The organism is Tissierella sp. (assembly GCF_052089545.1).
Lineage (GTDB): Bacteria > Bacillota > Clostridia > Tissierellales > Tissierellaceae > Tissierella_A.
Window position 1 is genome coordinate 1 of record NZ_JBQDAA010000107.1, and the last position, 3302, is coordinate 3302.

Annotated in this window: 4 protein-coding genes and 1 tRNA gene; all 5 read right to left on the reverse strand. The window is 35.1% G+C overall.

The features are described 5' to 3' along the window. Positions 1-127: Rnf-Nqr domain containing protein (locus ACTHW2_RS08370; protein WP_442263499.1), on the reverse strand; the 127-nt coding region annotated here is incomplete at its 3' end. A 19-nt stretch (positions 128-146) separates the two neighbouring features. After that, complete coding sequence (locus ACTHW2_RS08375; RefSeq protein ID WP_442263492.1) at positions 147-725, reverse strand: FMN-binding protein; 579 nt, start codon at positions 723-725, stop codon at positions 147-149. Then, the gene (locus ACTHW2_RS08380) at positions 726-1691 is read right to left on the reverse strand and encodes an RnfABCDGE type electron transport complex subunit D (RefSeq protein ID WP_442263493.1); all 966 of its coding nucleotides are present in this window, start codon (positions 1689-1691) and stop codon (positions 726-728) included. Positions 1692-1708: 17 nt separating this feature from the next. Then, positions 1709-3034 (reverse strand): electron transport complex subunit RsxC, encoded by a 1326-nt coding sequence (gene rsxC, locus ACTHW2_RS08385; protein WP_442263494.1) that lies wholly within the window; start codon positions 3032-3034, stop codon positions 1709-1711. Positions 3035-3142: 108 nt separating this feature from the next. Beyond that, positions 3143-3228 (reverse strand) — tRNA-Leu (locus tag ACTHW2_RS08390). Positions 3229-3302: the final 74 nt, after the last annotated feature.

Here is a 3302-nt window from a genome sequence, read left to right on the forward strand (position 1 = left end):
CCATTGACATGGAAAAAGCGTTAACTACTGTATTGGTTACAGCTAGCACAGAACAAAGTCCAACTAACTGAATAAGTACTGGGTTATCATTTATTATACCATTTTTTAATGCTTCTTTTATTTTCATTTTTTACACCTCCTGATAATTAGTCACTAAAGTTTTCCCTATAAACTTCTCTCGCTGCATTTATTCCAGTTAATATACCTTGAGTAGATACTGTAGATCCACTTATCATCATTACTTCGTTCTCTTCTGCCGGTGTGTCTACTGGTATAAGTTCAGTTTCTGTTGATTTGTCTATAAATGAATCTTGGAAGTCATCTTCCTCTATAGCTTTACCAAATCCTGGCGTTTCACTGTTGCTTACTACATCTATACCTGCTATAGTTCCATCACTATTTATAGCTGTGATAGCTACTATAGGCTCATCACCATAACCTGATGATTCTGTTTGAAAAGAATAGCCTATAACTTCTCCACCTTGTAAAACTTCATGCCCTTCAACTATTGGAGCATATTTACCTTTTATATTTGTAAGCAAATCTTGATCGAGCTCTTCAAAGTCATCCGCATCTGGAAAAAGTTCCATTAAAGAACCAAAACTTGCTTCTTTTTCTATTTCAGCAATTATAGGACTGGTAAAGTTATTTGTTAAAGCTAATACTCCTGCCGCTATAGCTGTAAATAGAAATAGGATTAAACCTAATTTTGCTGTCTCTTTCATTTATTTCACCCTCCCAAATACTTTTGGCTTTGTAAATCTTTCAATCACAGGGCTTGCTACGTTCATAAGCAGTATTGCATAAGATACAGCTTCTGGCATGCCACCTTTAACCCTTATAACAGCAGTTAAAATACCTGCTCCAATACCAAATATTATTTTACCAATTGGCGTTACGGGTGAAGATGAATAATCCGTAGCCATGAAAAACGCACCTAAAATAAGCCCTCCACCAAGTACATGGTATACTATCATGTCAGGGTTTATTCCAAGAAGTAATAACATTATCGCAGTAGTTCCTATATAGAATACTGGAATTTTCCAATCAATAACTTTTCTAATAAGTAAGTATGCAGCTCCTATAAGTAAAAGTATTGCCGATGTTTCACCAAGTGATCCTCCAATGTCTCCCATAAACATTCTATTTATAGAAGGTAGAGCTGTGCTTCCACTTTTCATTATAGCTAGTGGTGTTGCACTTGCTATTCCATCGGGGTTTATGTAGTTCCCCATTATAGCTGGCCAAGACGCTACTAATGCTGCTCTTGCTGCAAGCGCTGGGTTCATAAAGTTAGAACCAATACCGCCAAAAAATTCTTTAACTATGATAATTGCAAAAGCTGCTCCAAACACTGCTACCCACCATGGCGCATTTGCTGGTAAGTTAAAAGCTAATAATAAACCTGTAACCACAGCACTTAAATCACCTATTAATATATCTTTCTTAAAAAACTTTTGTGCTAGAGCTTCAAAACCTACACAAGATGCTATTGATACAAGTATTAATATTAGTGCATTAAGTCCAAAATAGTATACAGAGCCTATCATGGCTGGTGTCAATGCGATAATAACATCAAGCATCGTTTTCCTTGTAGATTCACTCGATCTAATGTGAGGCGCCAAAGACATTCTTAGATGCTTGTCTAAAGTTAGCGGCTCTTTTGTTGAATTTACAACCTTTTCTCCCATTATCCTTCCTCCTTATGTTAAGATTTTTTTCTTTTCTTATATATTTCTTTTTTTGCATGAACTATTGCTTCAGTCAATGGTCTCTTGGAAGGACATATATAACTACAACTTCCACATTCTATACATGATAAAGCATTTAAATCTTCTGCTTCTTCAAATCTATCACGGAGTGAGTTAGCAGATATAAATAGTGGTTCTAAGTAAGCTGGACATATCTCTACACACTTGCCGCACTTTATGCAAGGTGTTGACTTTTGTATTTTAACTTCTTCTTCAGTTAATACTATGATTCCACAAGTTGCTTTTGTAATAGGCGTTTCTAGACTGAATTGGGTAGCACCAGTCATAGGTCCACCAGCTATTATTTTTCCAGGTGTTCCATTAAATCCACCACATTCTTCTATCAAATCACCTATAGTTGTTCCAACCTTTGCCAATAAGTTTTTAGGTGTTTTTACTCCACTACCAGTTATAGTAACTACTCTTTCATATAGAGGTTTTCCTTCTCTAACTGCTTCAGATATAGCTACAGCTGTTCCAACATTATTTACTATACAATTTACATCCTTACCTCTTCCATCTTGAGGCACTTTTCTTTTAACTATAGAATCTATCATTCTATAAGAATCCCCTTGAGGAAATTTAGTTTTTAGAGTTACAATCTCTATTTTGTCGTGACCTTTACAAGCTTCTGTAAGAGCCTCCACAGCATCCATCTTGTTATCTTCTATCCCTATGTAACCTTTTGCTGTGTCAAAGTATCTAAGCATGATCTCTAAACCATCAATTATAGTTTCTGCTCTTTCAAGCATAACCCTATGATCACATGTAAGATAAGGTTCACATTCTGCACCATTTAAAATAACTGCATCTACATTTGACTCCTTTGATGCTACAAGCTTTGCCTTAGTTGGATATCCTGCTCCACCCATACCTACAATTCCTGCTTCTCTAACTATGTCTTCAATTTCTTCATTGTTTAAAGAATCAAGTTCTTTATTAGAAACAACAAAATCAACAGAACTTTCTTCACCATCAGATTCAATAACTATACAATCAGTTCGATAACCTTCAGTAGTATACATTGGTTCAATTGCCTTTACTACTCCAGAAATACTCGCATGAACTGGTGCAGATATTGATGCATCAGTATCTCCTACCTTTTGACCTTTTTTTACAGTATCTCCTTTTTTTACAAGTGGTTTACAACCTGAGCCTACATGCTGATGTAGTGATACATAAACAGTTTCAGGACTTTGTCCTTTTTCTATCTTTTTATCTTTTGTAAAAGACTTGTTGTCAGGTACATGTATTCCACCTTTAAAAGAAAATTTAAGTGCCATTATATTTCCACCTCTTTATTAAATTATTTTGTTATATATTAAACAATTAACAGCATGCAAAGCGCATACTATCTTAGTATAACATTAATTGTTTATAATGTACATAATTGGTGCAGAGGAAGGGAGTCGAACCCTCACGCCATTTCTGGCAATAGCCCCTCAAGCTATCGTGTCTGCCGTTCCACCACCCCTGCATTTTATGTTACTATATATATTATAAACTTTTTAAAATATTTTTCAAGTAAAGATTATTCTATATTTTCCAATA

Coding starts and splice junctions, on each gene's coding strand:
- ACTHW2_RS08375 (WP_442263492.1), bottom strand. CDS start 725: ATGAAAGAGACAGCAAAATTAGGTTTAATCCTATTTCTATTTACAGCT.
- ACTHW2_RS08380 (WP_442263493.1), bottom strand. CDS start 1,691: ATGGGAGAAAAGGTTGTAAATTCAACAAAAGAGCCGCTAACTTTAGAC.
- rsxC (WP_442263494.1), bottom strand. CDS start 3,034: ATGGCACTTAAATTTTCTTTTAAAGGTGGAATACATGTACCTGACAAC.